The sequence below is a fragment of the Homoserinimonas flava genome (assembly GCF_054969005.1).
On record NZ_JBUEQS010000002.1, the window covers coordinates 180698 to 200689 of the forward strand.

15 protein-coding genes and 1 pseudogene are annotated in these 19992 nt (G+C 66.1%); 10 read left to right on the forward strand and 6 right to left on the reverse strand.

From position 1 onward, the window contains the following. Window positions 1-5: 5 nt before the first annotated feature. The gene (locus ACY48M_RS06385) at window positions 6-890 is read right to left on the reverse strand and encodes a DUF4349 domain-containing protein (RefSeq protein WP_462819440.1); all 885 of its coding nucleotides are present in this window, start codon (window positions 888-890) and stop codon (window positions 6-8) included. 108 nt (window positions 891-998) lie between these two features. Here ACY48M_RS06385 and ACY48M_RS06390 point away from each other — a divergent pair, with 108 nt between their 5' ends. After that, window positions 999-1895, forward strand: coding sequence for an alpha/beta fold hydrolase (locus ACY48M_RS06390; RefSeq protein ID WP_462819441.1), 897 nt, complete (start codon window positions 999-1001; stop codon window positions 1893-1895). Window positions 1896-1905: 10 nt separating this feature from the next. Further along, a complete protein-coding gene (locus ACY48M_RS06395; RefSeq protein ID WP_462819442.1) occupies window positions 1906-2919 on the forward strand; it encodes an aldo/keto reductase in 1014 nt (337 codons plus the stop codon). Window positions 2920-2954: 35 nt separating this feature from the next. Here the strand turns inward: ACY48M_RS06395 and ACY48M_RS06400 are convergent, their stop codons facing one another. Further along, window positions 2955-4115 (reverse strand): MFS transporter, encoded by a 1161-nt coding sequence (locus tag ACY48M_RS06400; RefSeq protein WP_462819878.1) that lies wholly within the window; start codon window positions 4113-4115, stop codon window positions 2955-2957. A gap of 418 nt (window positions 4116-4533) precedes the next feature. Here ACY48M_RS06400 and ACY48M_RS06405 point away from each other — a divergent pair, with 418 nt between their 5' ends. Together ACY48M_RS06405 and ACY48M_RS06410 are read left to right on the forward strand one after the other, a co-directional pair. Beyond that, window positions 4534-7125: a ribonucleoside-diphosphate reductase subunit alpha gene (locus tag ACY48M_RS06405; RefSeq protein WP_462819443.1), complete on the forward strand. Its 2592-nt coding sequence runs from the start codon at window positions 4534-4536 to the stop codon at window positions 7123-7125. A 167-nt stretch (window positions 7126-7292) separates the two neighbouring features. Then, window positions 7293-8285, forward strand: a complete 993-nt coding sequence (locus ACY48M_RS06410; RefSeq protein ID WP_462819444.1) for a ribonucleotide-diphosphate reductase subunit beta — start codon at window positions 7293-7295, stop codon at window positions 8283-8285. 7 nt (window positions 8286-8292) lie between these two features. On the opposite strand, the gene ACY48M_RS06415 is transcribed toward ACY48M_RS06410, so the two are convergent. The 4 genes from ACY48M_RS06415 to ACY48M_RS06430 are packed head-to-tail and all read right to left on the reverse strand — an operon-like array spanning window position 8293 to window position 13976. After that, window positions 8293-8691 carry a DUF1801 domain-containing protein gene (locus ACY48M_RS06415; protein WP_462819445.1) on the reverse strand — a complete coding sequence of 133 codons (399 nt, stop codon included), beginning with the start codon at window positions 8689-8691 and terminating at the stop codon, window positions 8293-8295. A gap of 24 nt (window positions 8692-8715) precedes the next feature. Further along, on the reverse strand, window positions 8716-12807 hold the full coding sequence (gene hrpA / locus ACY48M_RS06420) for an ATP-dependent RNA helicase HrpA (protein ID WP_462819446.1): 4092 nt from the start codon (window positions 12805-12807) through the stop codon (window positions 8716-8718). 12 nt (window positions 12808-12819) lie between these two features. Next, the gene (locus ACY48M_RS06425; RefSeq protein ID WP_462819447.1) at window positions 12820-13527 is read right to left on the reverse strand and encodes a winged helix-turn-helix transcriptional regulator; all 708 of its coding nucleotides are present in this window, start codon (window positions 13525-13527) and stop codon (window positions 12820-12822) included. Between the two features lie 5 nt (window positions 13528-13532). Then, a complete protein-coding gene (locus ACY48M_RS06430; RefSeq protein ID WP_462819448.1) occupies window positions 13533-13976 on the reverse strand; it encodes a VOC family protein in 444 nt (147 codons plus the stop codon). 350 nt (window positions 13977-14326) lie between these two features. Here ACY48M_RS06430 and ACY48M_RS13130 point away from each other — a divergent pair. From ACY48M_RS13130 to ACY48M_RS06455, 6 genes and pseudogenes are all read left to right on the forward strand, one after another. Beyond that, window positions 14327-14467: pseudogene (locus tag ACY48M_RS13130) on the forward strand (helix-turn-helix domain-containing protein); the annotation flags it as partial. 363 nt (window positions 14468-14830) lie between these two features. Next, window positions 14831-15502, forward strand: coding sequence for a GntR family transcriptional regulator (locus tag ACY48M_RS06435; RefSeq protein WP_462819879.1), 672 nt, complete (start codon window positions 14831-14833; stop codon window positions 15500-15502). Further along, window positions 15499-16998 (forward strand): MmgE/PrpD family protein, encoded by a 1500-nt coding sequence (locus ACY48M_RS06440; protein ID WP_462819449.1) that lies wholly within the window; start codon window positions 15499-15501, stop codon window positions 16996-16998. Before ACY48M_RS06435 ends, ACY48M_RS06440 begins: the two co-directional genes overlap by 4 nt. Further along, window positions 16998-17915, forward strand: coding sequence for a methylisocitrate lyase (gene prpB / locus ACY48M_RS06445; protein ID WP_462819450.1), 918 nt, complete (start codon window positions 16998-17000; stop codon window positions 17913-17915). Before ACY48M_RS06440 ends, prpB begins: the two co-directional genes overlap by 1 nt. A gap of 47 nt (window positions 17916-17962) precedes the next feature. Next, window positions 17963-19093: a bifunctional 2-methylcitrate synthase/citrate synthase gene (locus tag ACY48M_RS06450; protein ID WP_462819451.1), complete on the forward strand. Its 1131-nt coding sequence runs from the start codon at window positions 17963-17965 to the stop codon at window positions 19091-19093. Window positions 19094-19126: 33 nt separating this feature from the next. Further along, on the forward strand, window positions 19127-19954 hold the full coding sequence (locus ACY48M_RS06455; RefSeq protein ID WP_462819452.1) for an aldo/keto reductase: 828 nt from the start codon (window positions 19127-19129) through the stop codon (window positions 19952-19954). Window positions 19955-19992 lie beyond the last annotated feature (38 nt).

Genomic DNA, 19992 nt, shown 5'->3' on the forward strand with positions numbered 1-19992 from the left:
ACCCGCTACTCAACCGGCGCTGTAGTCAGCCGACGGCGTCGCCGCACCAGCACCCACACGATGAGCAGCGCGATGGCGGGCAGTATGAGCCACGGCAGCACGACCCCGAGGGCGACGAGCAAGAACGACATGAACGCGACGAGCGCCTCCCACCCCGTCGTGAGCCCCGACAGGAACGTGTCCGGTTCTTCAACCGGCGCGTCGGCCTCAGAGCCCAGGTAGACGGTCACGGTCGAGTAGTCGACCTGGTCGGCAATCGACCGGCGCTGCGACTGCAGCGACTCGAGCTCCGACTGCCGCTCTGAAAGCGCCGACTCGATGGTGATGAGGTCGGCGGTCGTGGTGGCGCTCGCCATGAGGGCGAGCAGACGGTCGACGGATGCTTGGAGCGCCGTGATGCGCGCGTCGAGGTCTCTCGCGGTGGTCGTGACATCCTGCCGTTGCGTGTTCGTGTCTTCGACCGTGCCGAGCGCTTTGATGGCGTCGAGGGTGGCGGTGAGTTTGTCGGCGGGGATGCGCACCGTGAGTTCGGCCCGTCCGCGGTCGTCGTCGCGTGGGGCGCTTTCGATGCGACTGTCGATGTGCCCACCGGCACTCTCGACGATGCGGGTGGCGTCGTCGGCGGCATCGCTGGGTTCTTCGACCGTGAGCGAGATTGTGCCGGTGACGATGACGTCGCGGCCCTCCTCGACAGATTCGACCGCGGCGTCGCCGTCGAGCTGTTCCTCGGTGGCGAAATCTTCGACGAGGCGCTCTTCGGAGAGCTCCGGCGCGGTTCCGCCGCTGTCGTACCCGGTCTCGACGAGAGAGTCGGAGCTGCCGCTCGAGCATCCGGCCAGAGCGAGCATGGTCACGAGCGCAGCAGTGGGAATCGCGAGACGTCGGTTCATGGGCTCAGGCTATTGGCGCAGCGAACCCGAAGGCCACCCAACGTTTGCAACGATTCGAACGTCAGGCTGGTCCGCTTTGGCTTCAGGCGGCCCTGCCATAATCGCCCCATGGGGTTCCTGGGCACGATCGCGAGCACGCTCGGTCTTGCGCCGCGCCCGCGACTGCACGTCGCTGGTGATGTCGGCGAGGGGCCTGCCGTCATCCTCGTGCATGGCATCGCGTCGTCGTCGGTGACGTTTCAAAACCTGGTGCCGCTGCTTGAGGGCGCCCACCGTGTCATCTCGATCGACATTCTCGGCCACGGGGGCTCGCCCGCCCCGGCGAAGGCCGAGTATTCGATTGAGGAACACGTGAAGTGGTTGGAGCGCACCATCCGTTCTCTCCACGTCCGCGGTGAATACACGATCGTGGGGCATTCGCTCGGCGCCCTCATCGTGTCGCGTTACGCCCGCACAAACCCGAACGAGATCGCGAAGGTTGTGCTCGTGAGCCCGCCCATCTACATCACCCCTGGTGCGATCGGTGACCCGGTGGAGCGCGCCGCGGTGGGCGCCTACCTCAAGGCCTACGAATATCTGCGCACTCACAAAGAGTTCACGCTGAAGCGGGCGTCGATGATCGCCAGGCTCGTGCCCATCCGCAATGTGTTTGAGATCACGGAGAAGAACTGGCGTGCATTCGTGTTGTCGCTTGAGCGGTGCATCGAGTCGCAGACGACCGTCACCGACATCGCCGGCATCCCCGCGCCGGTCGACATTGTGTACGGTTCGCTCGACCAGTTCATCGTGCCTGGCAGCATGCGCTTCATCAAAAACCTGCGCAACGTGACGGTGCGCCGCGTCGACCTGAACGACCACATTGTGCGGCGCCGACTCGCCCGCGAGGTTGCGGCGGCCATCGACGGCGAGACCTCGGATGCTGAGATTGAGTCGGTCGGCGACCGCGCGGATGCACCGAGCAAACCTGACCGCTCGCCCCGAGTCGAGGCAGGCAAGAGCGACTAACGTCGAAGGCATGCACACTCGAACCCTTGGCCGCACTGGCCGCACAGTTTCTGTCATCGGCCTCGGCACCTGGCAGCTGGGCGCCGACTGGGGCGACGTCAGTGAGGTGGATGCTACGGCTGTCCTCGACGCGGCAGCACAGTCCGGCGTCACCTTCTTCGACACGGCCGATGTCTATGGCGACGGCCGCAGCGAGACCATCATCGGCCGCTACCTCGCCGACAACCCTGCGCTCACGTCCGGGCCGTCGCGGATCACTGTCGGCACAAAGATGGGCCGCCGTGAGGCGCAGGACCCGGCGAACTTCACGCTCGAAAAGTTCCGCGAGTGGACCGACCGCTCACGCAAGAACCTCGGCGTCGACACCCTCGACCTCGTGCAGTTGCACTGCCCGCCAACGCCGGTCTTCTCCAGCGACGCCGTCTACGACGCGCTCGACACCCTCGTCGCCGACGGTGCCATCGCGAACTACGGCGTCAGCGTTGAGACGACCGAGGAGGCGCTCGCCGCGATTGCGCGACCCGGCACGGCGTCGGTGCAGATCATCCTCAATGCGTTCCGGCTCAAGCCGCTCGACGAGGTGCTGCCTGCCGCGATCGAGGCCGGCGTCGGCATCATCGCGCGCGTGCCACTCGCCTCCGGCCTGCTCAGCGGCAAGTACACGACCGAGACGACGTTCGCCAAAAACGACCACCGCACCTTCAACCGCGGCGGTGAAGCGTTCGACGTTGGCGAGACGTTCTCGGGCGTCGACTTTGAGGCCGGGGTTGCGGCAGCGCAAGAGTTCGCTGCGCTGATTGCTGGTGAGCCCGCGGCATCCGGATTCTCGACCGCACAGGTCGCGCTCGCCTGGGTTGCCCAGCTCGACGGTGTGAGCTCGGTCATCCCCGGTGCTCGCAACATCGAGCAGGCGCAGTCGAATGCCGCGGCCGGTGAGCTGCCGCAGCTCAGCGACGGCTTCACGGATGGGGTGCGCGACATTTACGACCGCTACTTCCGTGCGGCGGTGCACCCCCGCTGGTAGCAGTTTCGCTCCTCAACCGGCGAGGGTGTGCGCGCTCACCCGCGCAGCATCGTGATGGGCTCGGTGTCGGGGATGGGGCTCGAGTCGCGGCCGCGCAGGTCGGGGCTCGCCCGGTGAAAAATCGCGGCGACGAGCGCACCCGCGACGGCGAAGGCTGCGGCGATCCAGTACGCACCGGGGGCGTCGAAGGCGTCGATCATGAAGCCGGCGACGGCTGAGCCGAGCGCGGCGCCGATGAGCTGGCCGGTGCCGATCCATCCGTAGGCCTCGGCGGTCTCAGAGAATTTGACGCTCGCGGAGACGATCGAGAACATGACGGCGAGGGCCGGCGCGATGCCGATGCCGGCGATGAAGAGTGTCGCGCCGAGCCACCAGAAGTCGAGCATGATGCAGGCGAGGCCCATACCGACGACGACGACCGCCATGCGCCGCGCGAGCGACCACGGGCTGATCGGGGCGTGGCCAAAGCTGAGGCCGCCGGCGAGCGAGCCGATCGCGAAGATCGCGAGCACGAGCCCGGCCTCCGGACCGCCGTGGCCGAAGGTCGCCACGACGGCCGCTTCGATGGCCGCGCACGCGCCGACGAGGAGAAACCCGACGGCGGTCGACAGCAGGACGGGTTTGCGGGTGAGCACGGCGCCGATCTTGCGGCGGGAGCGGGGGATGCGCACCCGGCCGAGCTCGGGGGAGGTGAAGAACCATGCCCCGCCGCCGACGAGGAAGGCGAGGGCGAGCACGATCGCCTCGACCGTGCCGATCTGTGTTGCGACGAACGTGGTGACGACGGGGCCGACGACCCAGATGATTTCTTGCAGGGAGGCGTCGAGGGAGAACAGCGGGGTGAGCTGTTTTGAGTTCACCATTTTTGGATAGATGGTGCGCACGGCCGGCTGCACGGGAGGCGTGCTGAGCCCGGCGACGAATCCGACGATCATGTAGAGCCCGACGGGCATGATGACGAACGCGAGGGTGCCGAGGGCGAGCGTCGCTGAGACGGTCGTGAGCAGCAGCACGGGGCGCATGCCCCACACCCCCATCCAGCGGCTGGTGAGTGGCCCGGCGATCGCCTGCCCGATGCTCGTGGCGGCGAGCACGAGACCCGCCGCGCCGTAGCTGTCGTGCACCTGCTCGACGTGCAGAAGGAGGGCGAGCGAGAGCATCCCATTGGGGAATCGCGCCGTCAGCTGGGCCGCCATGATGCGCCCGACACCGCGGGTCTTGAGGAGGTCCAGATAGCGCTTCACGAGAGCAAGAGTCTAGCCCCACGGAATGTCGGTGGGTGGCCGGAGAATAAGTGCACAGGGTGTGAAGAACTCGTGCAACTTATGCACAACTGTGGATGACACGCCCACTAGATATGGGATGTCGCTTCCGCATCGACCCCGCTATATAGTGGTCGAACCGCAGTCGCCGTCGCACAGGCCCGAATCGCACGAAGGGCCGAGCGGCGCGAAGAATGCGGAGAATTCAGGCATCAATTGAGGCATCGGGGAGCCGGCCCTGACCGTCCAACGGCGGCCGGGCGGGGCGGACTACCGCACTGCAGGCAGTAACGAACAAATGCAGGCAGCAACGAACAATCGGGACGCGTCATCGACGCGAAGAGGGAGCAACGTGGGAATCACGGTAGTCAAGCGCAACGGCACGCGGGAGCCATACGACGCCAACAAGATCAACCTGGCGATCGAAGAGGCGAGCACGGGGCTCGACGAGAACATCACGTGGGTCACCCAGATCGCGAGTGAACTCGAGCTGACGCTCTTCGACGGCATCACGACGCAGCAGCTTGACGAGGCGGTCATCCAGGTCGCGCTCCAGAACGTCAAAGACGACCCGGCGTTCGACACGGTCGCCGCCCGCCTCCTGCTCAAGACCATCTACAAGCGCGTGCTCGGCGACTACGAGTCCGACGCCGACCTGCGCCGCCTGCACCTCGAGCACTTCGGCCCCAACGTGCGCCGCGGCGTCGAAGAGGGCCTCCTCGACCCGCGCCTCGTCGAGCTCTTCGACCTCGACCGTCTCGCCGCCGCGCTCGACCCCACGCACGACGCGCTCCTCAAGTACATCGGCGTCGTCACGCTGAACAACCGCTACGGCATCAAGGGCCGCAACGGCGACGCACTTGAGGTGCCCCAGTACTTCTGGATGCGCATCGCCATGGGCCTCTCCCTCAACGAGGCAGACCCCAACGGCACGGCAATCGCGTTCTACAACAAGATGTCGACCCTTGAGTACCTCGCCGCGGGTTCGACCCTCGTCAACGCCGGCACCATCTACCCGCAGCTCGCGAACTGCTTCGTCATGGAGATGCAAGACGACATGGAGCACATCGCGAAGACCACGCGCGATGTCATGTGGCTCACGAAGGGCACGGGCGGCATCGGCCTTTCGGTCACGAAGCTCCGTGCGCAGGGTTCGCCCATCCGCTCCAACAACACGAGCTCGACGGGCCCGATCCCGTTCATGCACACGATCGACTCGATCCTGCGTGCCGTCAGCCGCGGCGGCAAAAAGTTCGGTGCCCTCTGCTTCTACATGGAGAACTGGCACATGGACTTCCCCGAGTTCTTGGACCTGCGCCAAAACTCCGGTGACCCCTACCGCCGCACCCGCACGGCCAACACGGCGGTGTGGATCAGCGACGAGTTCATGAAGCGCGTGCAGCTCGACGACGACTGGTACCTGTTCGACCCGCTCGAGGTCGCCGACCTCAACGAGCTCTACGGTGCCGCCTTCTCGGCGCGCTACGCGGAGTACGTGGAGATGGCAAAAAACGGCGAACTGCGGATGCACAAAGTCATCAAGGCGCGCGAGCAGTTCAAGGCGATCCTTATCTCCCTCCAGGGCACGAGCCACCCGTGGCTCACCTGGAAAGACACGATCAACAACCGTGCCCTCAACAACAACACCGGCACGATCCACCTCTCCAACCTCTGCACCGAGATCACGCTGCCGCAAGACGAAGACAACGTGTCGGTCTGCAACCTCGCGTCGATCAACCTCAGCCGTCACCTGCTTGTCGATGAGGCGACCGGCAAGGTCAGCATGGACTTCGTGAAGATCGCCGAGAGCGCCCGCATCGCGGTGCGCCAACTCGACAACCTCATCGACATCACCCGCTCCTCGGTGAAGGAGGCGGACTTCTCCAACCAGCAGAACCGCGCCGTCGGTCTCGGCGTCATGGGCTTCACCGACATCGTCGAGAAGCACGGTTTCAGCTACGAGAGCGAAGAGGCCTACGACCTCATCGACGAAATCATGGAGCACGTCTCCTACGCGGCGATCGACGAAAGTGCCGACCTCGCCCAGGAGCGTGGCGCCTACGAGAACTTCGCCGGTTCGCGCTGGGCGCAGGGCCTCGTGCCGCTCGACAGCATCGCGCTCACCGAGCAGGATCGCGGCATCGAGATCAAGGTCAACCGCACGACCCGCCTCGACTGGGATGCGATGCGCGAGAAGGTCAAGGGCGGCATGCGCAACGCGACCCTCATGGCCATCGCGCCGACCGCATCCATCGGTCTTGTCGCCGGCACCACCCCCGGCCTCGACCCGCAGTTCTCGCAGATTTTCAGCCGCTCCACCTCGAACGGCAAGTTCCTTGAGGTCAACCGCAACCTCGTCGCAGACCTGCAGAAGCTCGGCCTGTGGGAGTCGGTGCGCGAGGACATCCTCCGCAGCCAGGGCGACATTTCGCGGGTTTCGACCATCCCCACACACCTGCAGGAGGTCTACAAGACGAGCTTCCAGCTCTCGCCCTACGCCTTCATCGAGGTTGCGGCGCGCGCGCAGAAGTGGATCGACCAGGCCATCAGCCGCAACATGTACCTCGAAACGCGTGACCTCGGCGAGATGATGGACATCTACTACGCGGCCTGGGAGCGTGGCGTCAAGACCACGTACTACCTGCACATGAAGCCGCGGCACCAAGCCGAACAGTCCACCGTCAAGGTGAACAAGTCGGAGGAGATCTCCGGCGGTGGCCCCAAGCGCGGCTTCGGCTCGGCGTCGACCACCGCACCCGCGGTCAACCCCGTCGTCGCGGCGGCTCCGGCCGGGGCGACCCCAGCGGTGGCCCCGAGCGCGGCGCCGGGCGTTGCTGCTCCGGGCGTTGCTGCTCCGGTGAGCGCCGAGCCCTCCGCCGCACCAGCGGTCTCAGCGCCCGCGCGCCGTGGCTTCGGCAGCGTCGCCCCGAAGGAAGGCGCCTGATGAACGAGCACAGCACGGGCGTCGCCACCGACGAATACTACGTTCCGGTCGACCCCATGGACGACCTGCAGTGCGACAGCTGCCAGTAGCAGCAGCGCACACGCATCTTCACGGGGCATCATGGCCCACAGGCATCCGATCAGCATCAGAAAGCAGATGAAGTAGACATGGGAATTCTCGGCACCGGCATCCAAGAGGGCCTCCTGCTCAAGCCGATCAAGTACCAGTGGGCCATGGACCTCTACGACCAGGCCGTCGCGAACACCTGGTTCCCCAACGAGATCCAGCTCGGCGAAGACATCGCCGACTTCAAGAAGATGACCGATGAAGAGCGCCACGCGGTGACCTTCCTCATGAGCTACTTCAACCCGAACGAGCTGCTCGTCAACAAGGCACTCGCGTTCGGTGTCTACCCGTACATCAACTCGGCCGAGGCGCACCTCTACCTCGCCAAGCAGATGTGGGAAGAAGCGAACCACTGCATGTCGTTCGAATACGTGCTCGAGACCTTTCCCATCAACCGCGAAGAGGCCTACGCGGCCCACGTCGACATCCCGTCGATGGCGCGCAAGGAGGAATTCGAGGTCAAGTTCATCAAGCGGATGAGCGAGCAAACCCTCGACATCACCACCCTCGAAGGCAAACAAGACTTCGTGCGCAACCTTGTCGCCTACAACGTCATCCTCGAGGGCATCTGGTTCTATTCGGGCTTCATGGTCGCCCTCTCGTTCCGCCAGCGGAACCTGCTCCGCAACTTCGGTTCGCTCATGGACTGGGTGGTGCGCGACGAAAGCCTGCACCTCAAGTTCGGTATCAACCTCATCCTCACGGTGCTCGAAGAGAACCCTGAGCTGCAGACGGCCGAATTTGCCGACGAGATCCGCCAGATGATCCTCGACGCCGTCGAAATGGAGGAGGCGTATAACCACGACCTGCTCCCCGGCGGCATCCTCGGCCTCAACGCCAACTACATCAACCAGTACGTCAAGTACCTCGCTGACCGCCGTCTTGAAGAGCTCGGTTTCGAAGCGCACTACAAGGTCACGAACCCGGCGAAGTGGATGGCGACCGCGAACGACACCCTCGAGCTCGTCAACTTCTTCGAGTCGACCAACACCTCATACGAGGTCAACGCGAAGCAGGCGGCGTCGACGAAGTAGGCGCTACTCAATCAGCGATGCCCTTGAGCGCCAGCTCGTGCGAGCGGCGAAGGATCTGGTCGAGCACATCGAGGTCGACCTTTTCGAGGTCTCGCATGTAGAGGCACACCCTCTGACCGAGGGTGTGCGGGCCGAGCTTCTCCAAAAGGTCCGAGTACAGCGCCGTGTCCTCGGTTAGGTAGACCGTCGATGCGGCCTTGCGTGGCGCGAAGGCCGCGATGGGGGCGTCGCCTTCGCGCCCGCTCTCGTAGCGGTAGTGGTGGGTGCCGAAGCCGATGATGGTCTTGTAGCAGAGGTAGGGCTGCTCGCCCGTGAGTTCCGCCATCATGGCGAGGAGCGTGTGGGCGTCGCGCTTGCGCTTCTCGGGCGTGACCTGCTCGATGAACTCGCTGACTGTGGCATCCATGAGGCTATTGTCTCGCTCGATGGTTCAGCGCGCGAGAGCCTTCTGGATGCGCTGCAGCGACACCGGGCCGGTCGTGCCGAGGTGCTGCGCGAAGAGGCTGACGCGCAACTCCTCGAGCATCCAGCGCACGCGGACAAGCTCCGCGCCGGCCGGGTCGTCGGCGAGCTCGCGGGTGAGCGGCAGGGTTCCGCCGGCCTTCACATACAGCGCGGTGGCCGCCTGCACGTCGGCCATCCAGGCGCGGTCGCGGCCCAGGTTGTCGGCAAGACGGTCGACCCGGTGGGTGATGCCGGCGAGGTAGAGCGGGATGCGGCGGAGTCGCTCCACCCCGGCGAGCCCCACAAACCCGGGGTGAACAAGCGCCTCAAGCTGCTCGCGGGCGTCGGCGAGCGGTGCGATCAGGGCCATGCTTGCGGCGCCCTTGATCGCCTTCTCGGCCTCCCGGGCAGCCGCAAGGGACTTCGCGGTGAGTGAGACCGCGGAGAAGACTCCATCGACGATGCCGGCCGATGCGCGGTCGCGGAGGGCGTCGAACTCGGCGCGGGCCCAGGGGAGGGGCGTGGCATCCGGCGTTTCGGTCGCGGGCGTGGCGTCGATGACGGCGTCGAGGGTTGCTGCCATCGCGTCATCGAACAGCGCCTGCGTCGACCGGTACGGGCTCGCGGCGAGGCTCAGCTTTTCGGCGGCCGTGAGGTGCTGCTGCACGTAGGCGGCGGGCGTGGGAATGCTGAGCTGGAGCAGCCGGCGCACGCCGCGGCGGTGCTCCCGCGCCTGGTCGAGTTGCGTCGCCATGAGCCGGACGGCGACCGTGGCACCCTCATCGACGAGGGCCGGGTAGGCGCGGACCACATTGCCGGCGACGCGGGTGTCGAGCACGGCGGGGAGCGCGTCGAAATCCCACGAGGTGAGGCCAGAGCGTTCGATCGTCGCGGCATGGGCGGCGCCGGGTCGCGCCGCGCCGACCGCTGCCGGGCCACCGGCTGGTGCATCGCCGGGACCGGTTGCGGTGCGGGGCGGCTCGGCGCGCGCATGCACCCTGGCAACGCTCTCTCTGGCGCGCTCCCGCAGTTTCGCCTGCAGCGCGAGGAGGTCTTTCGATCTGGCCAGCTCGCGACCGTGCTCGCCGACGACGGCGAACGTCACGAGCAGGTGTCCAGGCACCCGCTCAAGCTCGAAATCCTCGACCACCACGGGTGTGTAGGTGCGGCGCTGGATCTCTCGCGCGAGATATTCCGTGAGCGGCATCTCGGTCGGGTCAAGCTCATCCGGCAGGTCGGCGATGAGCTTGCGGGCCCAGTCGCCGGCCGGAACCACGTTGCGCCTGATCGCCTTCGGCAGCGCTTTGATGAGGGCGGCAACGAGATCGGCGCGAAGGCCGGGCACCTGCCAGTCGAAGCCGGCGGGGGAGAGGCGAGCGAGGAGGGCGAGCGGCACCTGCACCGTCACACCGTCATCATTCGCGCCGGGCTCGAAGCGGTAGCTGAGCCTGAGACGCTGGTCGCCCTGATGCCACCATTTCGGGTAGTCGCTTTCGAGCAGTTCTGGCGCAGCATCCGAGCCCTCGAGCAGGTCGTCACGCGTCATCGTAAGGAGCTCAGGGGTGTCGGCGAGGGTGCGCTTCCACCAGGATTCGAAATCCCGCTGCGTGCATACCTCGGCGGGAATGTGTCGGTCGTAGAACTCGAAGACCACTTCATCGTCGAGCAGGATGTCCCGCCGTCGGGTGCGCTCCTCGACGTCGGACAGCTGCCGGCGCAGCGCCCGGTTGGCCCGATCGAAGGATGTGAGCCGCTTGTCGAGGCGGTCGATCTCCCACTCGCCCTCGACGAGGGCGTGGCGGAGAAAGAACTCGCGCGCCTGCTCGCGGTCAATCCGGGCGAGCTGCACCCGGCGACGTGCGACGATCGGCACGCCGTACAGGGTGACGCGTTCGTAGGCGACCGCCGCCCCCTGCTTCTTCTCCCAGTGGGGCTCACCGTACTGACGCTTCACAAGATCGCTCGCGAGCGGTTCGGCCCACGCGAGATCGACGGCGGCGTTCATCCGGGCGAAGAGCCGACTGGTCTCAACAAGCTCGGCCGACATGATTTCGGCCGGCTGCTTCTTCGCGAGCGCCGAGCCTGGAAACACCGAGAAGCGCACCTGCCGCGCCCCGATGTAGTCGCCCTTCTTGTTGCGGGGCCGATCGCGGTCGTTGCTCCCTTTGCCACTCGCGGCCGCGACGGTGTCGTCGCGAACCCCGAGCTGGCTCAGCAGCCCCGCCATGATCGATTTGTGGATGCCCACCCCGTCGTTACCCGGCTCGCCCATCGTCAGCCCGAGGGGCTTCGCCATGCGTTCGAGTTGGCGGAAGACATCCGCCCACTCCCGCACCCGCAAATAGTTGAGGTATTCGGCCTTGCAGAGGCGCCGAAACTGGTTGCCGCTGAGGGCCTTCTCCTGCTCTTTGAGGTGGTTCCAGAGGTTGAGCATGGTGAGAAAGTCGCTCGTCTTGTCGACGAAGCGCGCGTGCAGCTGATCGGCCTGCGGGCGCTTCTCGAGCGGGCGTTCGCGCGGGTCCTGGATGCTGAGGCCCGCGACGATCGCCATGACCTCGCGTGTGACGCCGTGGCGACCAGACTCGATCACCATGCGGGCGAGGCGCGGGTCGATCGGCAGCTGCGAGAGCTGGCGGCCGATCTTCGTGATGCGCGGGGTCGAGTCGCCAGCCTTGCCTGCCTCGACTGCGCCGAGCTCCCGCAGCAGGTCGAGGCCGTCGCGGATGCCGCGGGCATCCGGTGGCTGCAAAAACGGGAAGTCTTCGATCGCCCCGAGGCCGAGTGAGATCATCTGCAGGATGACGGCGGCAAGGTTGGTGCGGAGGATTTCGGGGTCGGTGAACTCGGGGCGCTTTTCGAAGTCCTGCTCCGAGTACAGGCGGATGGCGATGCCGTCGCTCGTGCGGCCGGAGCGACCCGAACGCTGGTTCGCTGAGGCCTGCGAGATCGCCTCGATCGGCAGGCGCTGGATCTTCGCCCGCACGCTGTAGCGGCTGATGCGGGCGGTGCCGGCGTCGATCACATACTTGATGCCGGGCACCGTGAGGGAGGTTTCGGCAACGTTCGTCGCGAGCACAATGCGGCGACGGATGCCCGGGGTTGACCCCCGCTGGAACACGCGGTGCTGATCGGCCGCACTGAGCCGCCCATACAGAGGGAGCACTTCGGTGCCGGGAAGGTTCCGCGCCCGGATCGCATCCTCGGCGTCGCGGATCTCGTTCTCCCCGCTGAGGAACACGAGGATGTCGCCGCTGCCCTCCCGCGCGAGCTCGTCGATGCCGGCGTTGATGCCGTCGAAGAGGTCGAGCGGCTCGGCCGCGGACGGCACACCACGAGAATTCAGGAGATTCGTCCCCGAGCCACCCGAATGCCGGGTGTTGCGGGCCGCCGGGGGCGCCGTTTCCTGAATTTCCGAAGGTTCATCGGGGTCGTCGGTTTCGGCATCCGGGGCCAATGGCCGGTAGCGGATCTCGACGGGATAGGTGCGCCCGCTCACCTCGATGATCGGGGCGGGCGAGCCGTCGGCGGCGGCGAAGTGGGTGGCGAAGCTTTCCGGGTCGATCGTTGCTGAGGTAATGACGATCTTGAGTTCGGGCCGCCGGGGGAGGAGCTGCTTGAGGTAGCCGAGCAAGAAGTCGATCGTGAGGCTGCGCTCGTGCGCCTCGTCGATGATGATGGCGTCGTATTTGCGCAGCAGGCGGTCGCGGTGGATCTCGTTGAGCAGGATGCCGTCCGTCATCAGCTTGATGCGGGTGCCCTTGGCGGTGCGGTCGGTGAAGCGCACCTGGTAGCCGACGGTGCCGCCGACCTCTTCGCCGAGTTCTTCGGCGATGCGCTCGGCGATGGTGCGGGCCGCGATGCGGCGCGGCTGCGTGTGGCCGATGCTCGTGTAGCCAAGCTGAAGCAGCATCTTTGGCAGCTGCGTTGTCTTGCCGGAGCCGGTCGCCCCCGCCACGATGACCACCTGGTGGTCGCGGATGGCCGCCGAGATGTCGTCACGCCGCTGACTGACCGGCAGGTCCTCCGGGTAGGTGACCCGCACCGGTGTGGCGTCGGCGGGAGGGATGGCGGCAGTCATGAGCCTTCCATCCTATGCCGCGGGCTTCTCCTGCATGGGCGCGAGGTGGAAGGTGTGTGCGAAGCGGTCGAGCAGCGCAGGGTCGCCGTGGGCCACCTGCACGATGGCAGCCGCGAGCGCTTCTGCCGGGGTGAGCTCGCCGGAGATGAGCAGGCGGATGCGCGGCCCGGCAACGATCACGAGGTCCGGTTCGTCGAGTACCCGGTGCGATGCCGGGACGGGCACGGCGGTGGTGCCGGGAGCCGGGGCGATGTGGAGTCCTTCGGGGCCGACGCGGAGCCTGAGCTGCACGGCGCCGAGGTGGACTTCGTAGACGGTGCGGGGAAGGTGTGCCGCGGCATCCGACCTGAAGGCGGTGCGAAACGCCATCGTCATGGAGTCGTTCGTCACGACGTCGCCGTCGGCCGGGTCGCCCATCGCTTGGAACCCCCACCGGCCGAGGGCGAGCACGACCTCTTCAAGCCCGCGGCCGTAGTCGGTGAGTTCGTAGATGAGGCCGCGGTGGGTGAGTGGCACGCGGCGGATGACGCCGGCGTCTTGCAGTTCTTTGAGGCGGGTGCTGAGGATATTGGTGGGGATGCGCGGCAGCCCGGCTTTCAGGTCCGTGTAGCGCCGCGGGCCGACGAGGAGGTCGCGAACGATGAGGAGTGCCCACCGTTCGCCGACAATCTCGAGGGCGGTGACGACGCCGCAGTACTGGCCGTAGTTCCGGGCTGCCATGCGGTTTAGGCGTCCTGGGTCTGCTGCGCCATGTACGCCTCTGGGCCTTGTGCGGCGGCGACGGGGTCCATGTAGAGCACGCCGAATGAGTTGCCGTCTGGGTCGTCGAAGTCGCGCGAGTACATGAAGCCGTAGTCCTGTGGTTCCCTGGGTTCGGTGGCCCCGGCCGCGAGCGCTTTCTCCATGAAGGCGTCGACGGCTTCGCGCGATTCGCGGCTCAGTGCAACCGAGACCTGAAGGCTCGTGTGCGGGTCGGAGATCGGCTTGTCGGTGAAGGTGGCGAAGAACGTGGGCGTGAGCATCATGAGGTAGAGGTGCTCGTCGATGACAACGCAGGTTGCGTTCTCATCGGTGAACATGGGGTTGATGCTCCACCCGACCCCTTCGAAGAATGCCTTCGAGCGTTCGAGGTCGGTCGTGGGGAGGTTGACGAAAATGTCGGTGCTCATGATTTTCTCCTGCTGGTTCCGGTGGTGGTGGATGGTGTGCTGCCCGGTGCCCCCACAAGCACCATTAGCTTGCAAAAAACAAGTAACTTTGTCAAGGGGTTTCTTGCGTCGCCGCTGGTCGCCGACACGGCACCCGCGCCGGCCCGAGTTCGCTGGTCGGGGTGCCCGTTTTTCGTATGCCACTTGCGCCTTACGTAAGGCGCAAGTGGCATACGGGAAAGAGACCCACCTCACCTGGGTGTTAGCTCCTCCACCGGTTGGCCGAGAATTCAAAGTGCTCGGTCGGCAGGGGCTCGCGACGGCGGGGGCCCTCCGCATGATGGGGTGCTGCGATGCATCCGTTCCAGCTCATGTCCGAACCGATCCGCCGACGGATCGTCGAAATACTCGCAAGCGGAGAGCATCCCTCGGGGATGATTTCCTCCATGATCGAGAGCGAGTTTGGCGTCACACGGCCTGCCGTTGCCCGCCATCTGCGGATGCTGCTCGAGCATGGATGGCTTGAGCGCAGACCCGACTTCACTGAGCGGTACTACCGCCTCGAAGCAGACGCGCTCAACGCCATTGAGACCGAACTGGCATGGCTTCAACACCTGTGGGAGCGACGCAGCGGAACCATCCACCGCAACCGACCCGAACGTCACCACGCCATGCCGTTCGAGCCGCGCCGACGCGACCGAGTCGGCGACCGGAAAGGTCTCCGCGGTGCCAAAGACAAACACGACATCTGGCGGCAGCGTCGCCCCAGTATGTATACATCCGAATCAGTTCTGGCCCCGATTCAGCGGCAAGAATGCGCAGATCAGCACATTGTGTATACAGTGGAAGTGTCCCCGAAGCCGAACGGAGTTGCAATGCGAGCCTCAGACCGCGCATACCGTGCCCTCCGCAGCGACATCATCGACTGGGCGCTCCCGCCCGGCACCGTGCTCGGCGAAGTCGAGCAGGCGGAGCGGCTCGGCGTCAGCCGCACCCCCCTTCGCGAGGCCCTCTCCCGCCTCGCCGCCGACGGGCTCGTCGCGCCACAGGCGGGGAGAGGTCTCGTCGTCACCGACGTCTCGGTCGCGAACATCCGCGAACTCTTTGAAGTGCGTCGCGCCCTCGAAGAACAAGCCGCACGTCTCGCCGCCGGGCGAGCGGATGCCGCGACCTTCGCCGCGCTCGAAGCCGAGTTCATCGCCGCCCCGCAGCTCCTCGCCGCCGACGATCCCGCCCGCCACGACTACTACGACCTCGTTGCCCGCTTCGACGCCGCTCTCGACGACGCGGTGCAGAACCCGTACCTCGTTGCCGCGCTGAGATCGCTCCGCACCCACCTCGTGCGCGTGCGCCGGCTTGCGAAAGACGACAGCGCCCGCCTGCAGCGGGCCGCCGCCGAACACCTCCTCATCGTGCAGGCCATCATCGCCGGCGACCAAGACCTTGCCGCCCACGCCACCCACGTCCACCTCCACAACGCCCTCGTGAACGCGCTCGCGGCGGCAGAAACCAAAGAACCTGCCCCCCTCGAAAGGACCGCCTCGTGAAGCTCCACCCCGTCCGCACCTACCGCAGTGACGAGAACCTCGCCCGCGAAGACCAGCTCGCCCACAAGATCGCCGAGGTCGCCGCTGAGCGCGTCGAGGTGACCTCCGAGGTCACCGACATGGTCATCAACCGCGTGATCGACAACGCTGCCGTCGCCGCCGCCAGCCTCACCCGCGCCCCCGTCGTCTCAGCCCGCGAACAGGCCGAACGGCACGGCGGATTCGAACCGGGATCGACCGTCTTCGGCACGACGACTCGGGTGAGCCCCGAGTGGGCCGCCTGGGCCAACGGCGTCGCCGTGCGCGAACTCGACTACCACGACACGTTCCTCGCCGCCGAATACTCGCACCCCGGCGACAACATCCCGCCCATCCTCGCGGTGGCCCAGCACACCCGCCGCACGGGGGACGACCTGCTCCGCGGCATCGTCACGGGCTACGAAATTCAGGTTGACCTGGTCAAAGCCATCAGCCTGCACAAGCACAAGATCGACCACGTCGCCCACCTCGGCCCGAGCGCCGCCGCCGGCATCGGCACCCTTCTCGGCCTCGACACCGAAACCATCTTCCAGGCGGTCGGCCAGGCCCTCCACACCACGACCGCGACCCGCCAGTCGCGCAAGGGCGAAATTTCCACCTGGAAGGCCCACGCCCCCGCCTTCGCCGGCAAGATGGCGGTCGAAGCCGTCGACCGTGCGATGCGCGGCCAGACCAGCCCCACCCCCATCTACGAGGGCGAAGACGGCGTCATCTCATGGCTGCTCGACGGCCCGGAAGGGCGCTACGAGGTGCCCCTGCCCGAGCGAGGAGAGGTGCGTCGCGCCATCCTCGACACCTACACAAAAGAGCATTCGGCCGAATATCAGGCGCAGGCCTGGATCGACCTCGCCCGCAAGCTCGGCACCGAGCGCCCCGAATTGCGCGACCCCGCGAACATCCGCAGCGTCGTGCTCCACACTTCCCACCACACGCACTACGTCATCGGTTCGGGCGCGAACGACCCGCAGAAGTACGACCCGACCGCAAGCCGCGAGACGCTCGACCATTCGATCCCGTACATCTTTGCGGTCGCCCTGCAAGACGGCAGCTGGCACCACGTCGACTCCTACGCCCCCGCGCGCGCCGGCCGGCCCGACACGGTGGCGCTGTGGCACAAGGTCACAACCCTCGAAGACGCCGAGTGGACGCGCCGCTACCACTCCGCCGACATCAGCGAGAAGGCGTTTGGCGGCCGCGTCGAGATCGAACTCACCGACGGCAGCCGCGTCGTTGACGAGATCGCCGTCGCTGACGCGCATCCGCTCGGCGCGAAGCCGTTCGCGCGCGAGCAGTACGTGCAGAAGTTCCGCAGCCTCGCCGCCGACGTGCTCGAGCCGGAGGAGATCGAGCGCTTCCTCGACACCGCCCAGCGCCTGCCCGACCTCACCGCCGACGAGCTTTTCGGTCTCACCATCAACGCCGAACTGCCGCGCAACACCACCCGAGGGATTTTCTGATGCTGTACTCCACCAAGACCCCCGCCGAAAAGCGCGCCGGCCTGCGGGAGCGTCTCGCAAGCGGCGAACTCCAACGGTTCCCCGGCTCATTCACCCCGCTGAGCACGAGGCTCATCGAGGAGAAGGGCTTCGAGGGCGTCTACATTTCGGGCGCCGTGCTGAGCAATGAGCTCGGCCTGCCCGACATCGGCCTCACGACCCTCACCGAGGTCGCCCAGCGGGCGGGCCAGATCAGCCGGATGACCGACCTCCCGTCACTCGTCGACATCGACACGGGCTTCGGCGAACCCATGAACGTCGCCCGCACCATTCACGAGCTTGAGGATGCCGGCGTCGCCGGGGTGCACATTGAAGACCAGGTGAACCCGAAGCGGTGCGGCCACCTCGACGGCAAGGCTGTGGTCGACGACAGCACCGCGATCAAACGTGTGCGGGCGGCGGCCGAGACGCGACGCGACCCGAACCTGCTCATCATGGCGCGCACCGACATCCGGGGCACCATTCCGGGCCCTGGTGGTCTCGCGGCCGCGATCGACCGCGCAAAAGCCCTCGTTGATGCCGGGGCCGACGCCATCTTTCCCGAAGCGATGGCCGACCTCGCCGAGTTTGAGGCTGTGCGCGCGGGGATCGACGTGCCGATCCTCGCCAATATGACCGAGTTCGGCAAGAGCGCACTCTTCACCACAACGCAGCTGCGGGATGTCGGCGTGAACATCGTCATCTATCCGGTGACGCTCCTCCGCGCCGCGATGGGGGCCGCCGAGCGGGTGCTCGACACTCTCGTCGCCGACGGAACGCAGGAGGCCGCCGTGCCCGACATGCTCACGAGGGCTCGACTCTACGAACTTGTCGACTATGCGGGGTATAACTCCTTTGACGAGGGAGTGTTCAACTTCACCGTTCCCGGTCGGCACTGAGCCGGGCATCCGCCACGCTTCATGAACCACCACCACGAAGGAGTGTCATGACTGAGAACGCAGCCCAAGAGATCCGCAAGGGTCTCGCCGGCGTCATCGCCGACAGCACCGCCATCTCCAAGGTCAACCCAGAAACCAACTCGCTGCTCTACCGCGGCTACCCCGTGCAGGAGCTCGCCGCGCAGTGCATCTTCGAGGAGGTCGCCTACCTGCTGTGGCATGGCGAACTGCCGACGCCCGTGCAGCTGGAGGAGTTCCAGGCGCTCGAACGTGCTCAGCGCCACCTCGACCCCGTCATCAAACGCATCATCGACGAGTTGCCAGAGACGGCGCATCCGATGGACGTCGTGCGCACGGCCGTCAGCGTGATTGGGGCCCAGGATGACACGGTGCCCAGTATGGCGTCGGCCGCCGACGCCGAGGCAAACCTGCGCCGCGCTGCAGGGCTATTCGCCCGCATTCCGGCGATCATCGCGTACGACCAGCGTCGCCGCCGCGGCGAGGACCTCGTCGAGCCGCGCGATGACCTCTCGTATTCGGCCAACTTTCTCCACATGACGTTCGGCGAGGTGCCAGAGGCGGTCGTTGTCGAGGCGTTCGACGTGTCGATGATTCTCTACGCGGAGCATTCGTTCAACGCCTCCACCTTCACCGCCCGCGTGGTCACCTCAACACTCAGCGACATCTACAGCGCGGTCGTTGCGGCGATCGGCGCGCTGAAGGGCCCGCTGCACGGTGGCGCCAACGAAGCGGTCATGCAGGTCTTTGAGGAGATCGTGATCCCTGAGCGCACCGAAGAGTGGCTTGACGCGGCGCTCGCCGAGAAGCGCAAAATCATGGGCTTCGGTCACCGTGTCTACAAGAGCGGCGATTCGCGCGTGCCGACCATGAAGGCGGCACTTGACACCCTCGTCGCGCACTATGAGCGACCGGAGGTCGCAGAACTCTACGATCGCCTCGAAGCGGCGATGAATGAGCGTAAGAACATTAAGCCAAACCTCGATTACCCGAGCGGCCCCGCCTACAACCTCATGGGCTTCGACACCGAAATGTTCACTCCGCTGTTTGTCGCGGCGCGCGTCACCGGGTGGACGGCACACGTTATGGAGCAGCTCGAGGCGAACTCCCTCATCCGTCCGCTCAGCGCGTATAACGGCCCGGATGAACGTCACGTGTGAGGTGCGCGAGGCGCCGCGTGGCACGATAGAACGATGACTGTTCCCACCATCACGCTCAACTCCGGCCATCAAATCCCCCAGCTCGGCTTCGGGGTGTTTCAGGTTGACCCGGCCGAGACCGAACGCATCGTCAGCGAGGCGCTTGAGGCCGGCTACCGCCACATTGACACCGCCGCGATTTATGGCAATGAGGAGGGTGTCGGCCGTGCGCTCGCCGCCTCCGGCATCCCGCGTGACGAGCTGTTCATCACGACGAAGCAGTGGATCACCGAGCAGGCCACCGACCGTTCGCGCGCGGCAATCGAGTCGAGCCTCTCGAAGCTTGGCCTCGATGCCGTCGACCTGTACCTCATCCACTGGCCAGCGCCGGCGAACAACCTTTACGTCGATGCGTGGCGCTCACTCGAGCAGTTCCAGGAGGACGGGCTCACCAAGTCGATCGGTGTCTCCAACTTTCTCGTGCCGCACCTTGAGAAGCTGCTCGAGGCGACGGATGTTGTTCCCGCCGTCAACCAGATCGAGTTGCACCCCGCATACCAACAGCCCGGTGTGGCCGCATTCTGCCGCGACAAGGGCATCGCGATTGAGGCGTGGGGCCCGCTTGGGCAGGGCAAGTACCCGCTCTTCGATGAGCCCGCCGTCGCCGATGCCGCCGCCGCGCACGGTGTGACGCCGGCGCAGGCGGTCATCCGCTGGCACCTGCAGCGGGGCAACATCGTCTTTCCCAAGTCGAACCGCAGTGAGCGCATGGCCGAGAACTTCGATGTCTTCGGCTTCGAGCTCACGTCGGGCGAGGTTTCGGCCATCACGGCTCTCGATCGGGATGGCCGCGTGAGCGCCCACCCCGACGAGGTCAACTGATCACTCACCCGTGTCCCGGCCGCGCACTGCGCGGCCGG

Coding starts and splice junctions, on each gene's coding strand:
- ACY48M_RS06385 (WP_462819440.1), bottom strand. CDS start 890: ATGAACCGACGTCTCGCGATTCCCACTGCTGCGCTCGTGACCATGCTC.
- ACY48M_RS06390 (WP_462819441.1), top strand. CDS start 999: ATGGGGTTCCTGGGCACGATCGCGAGCACGCTCGGTCTTGCGCCGCGC.
- ACY48M_RS06395 (WP_462819442.1), top strand. CDS start 1,906: ATGCACACTCGAACCCTTGGCCGCACTGGCCGCACAGTTTCTGTCATC.
- ACY48M_RS06400 (WP_462819878.1), bottom strand. CDS start 4,115: ATGGCGGCCCAGCTGACGGCGCGATTCCCCAATGGGATGCTCTCGCTC.
- ACY48M_RS06410 (WP_462819444.1), top strand. CDS start 7,293: ATGGGAATTCTCGGCACCGGCATCCAAGAGGGCCTCCTGCTCAAGCCG.
- ACY48M_RS06415 (WP_462819445.1), bottom strand. CDS start 8,691: ATGGATGCCACAGTCAGCGAGTTCATCGAGCAGGTCACGCCCGAGAAG.
- hrpA (WP_462819446.1), bottom strand. CDS start 12,807: ATGACTGCCGCCATCCCTCCCGCCGACGCCACACCGGTGCGGGTCACC.
- ACY48M_RS06425 (WP_462819447.1), bottom strand. CDS start 13,527: ATGGCAGCCCGGAACTACGGCCAGTACTGCGGCGTCGTCACCGCCCTC.
- ACY48M_RS06430 (WP_462819448.1), bottom strand. CDS start 13,976: ATGAGCACCGACATTTTCGTCAACCTCCCCACGACCGACCTCGAACGC.
- ACY48M_RS06435 (WP_462819879.1), top strand. CDS start 14,831: ATGCGAGCCTCAGACCGCGCATACCGTGCCCTCCGCAGCGACATCATC.
- prpB (WP_462819450.1), top strand. CDS start 16,998: ATGCTGTACTCCACCAAGACCCCCGCCGAAAAGCGCGCCGGCCTGCGG.
- ACY48M_RS06450 (WP_462819451.1), top strand. CDS start 17,963: ATGACTGAGAACGCAGCCCAAGAGATCCGCAAGGGTCTCGCCGGCGTC.
- ACY48M_RS06455 (WP_462819452.1), top strand. CDS start 19,127: ATGACTGTTCCCACCATCACGCTCAACTCCGGCCATCAAATCCCCCAG.